1 protein-coding gene is annotated in these 448 nt (G+C 63.4%); it reads left to right on the plus strand.

All coding sequences use genetic code 11. The features are described from left to right. Window positions 1–366, plus strand: a 366-nt coding sequence (locus V5F77_RS29150) for a tyrosine-type recombinase/integrase (protein WP_429008521.1), incomplete at its 5' end; no start/stop codon positions are given. Between the last annotated feature and the right edge of the window lie 82 nt (window positions 367–448).

Consider the following 448-nt stretch of genomic DNA (forward strand, 5'->3'; position numbering starts at 1 on the left):
AGGGCGAGCGAGACCGACTACCTGTTCCCGAACAGCTCGGGTGGCAGGTTGTCGCGCTCCAGCGTGACCCAGCGCCTTGCTCTGGCGGTCGAGGTAGCCACCCGACACCATCCGCAGCTCGCCGGGCGCGCGATCTCACCCCACACTGTCAGGCACACGACGGCCATGCACCTCCTTCAGGCCGGCGTCGACATCACCGTGATCGCGCTCTGGCTCGGACACGAGAGCCCGACCACCACGCACGGATATCTGGAAGCCGACCTCTCGATGAAGGAAGAGGCCCTCAGCCGACTACAGCCGTTGAATGGCGTTCAAACCAGGTATCGACCGCCCGATCGGCTCATGGCATTCCTGCAGAGCATTTGATTATGCGCAGTTCCGGCCGGGTGATCCCGGCCGGAAAACCGGCAGTTCAGCCCCAGCTCTCCATAATCTCGAACGGGTCATA

The sequence above is a fragment of the Roseixanthobacter psychrophilus genome (assembly GCF_043195195.1).
In the GTDB taxonomy this organism is placed as follows: domain Bacteria; phylum Pseudomonadota; class Alphaproteobacteria; order Rhizobiales; family Xanthobacteraceae; genus NCEH01.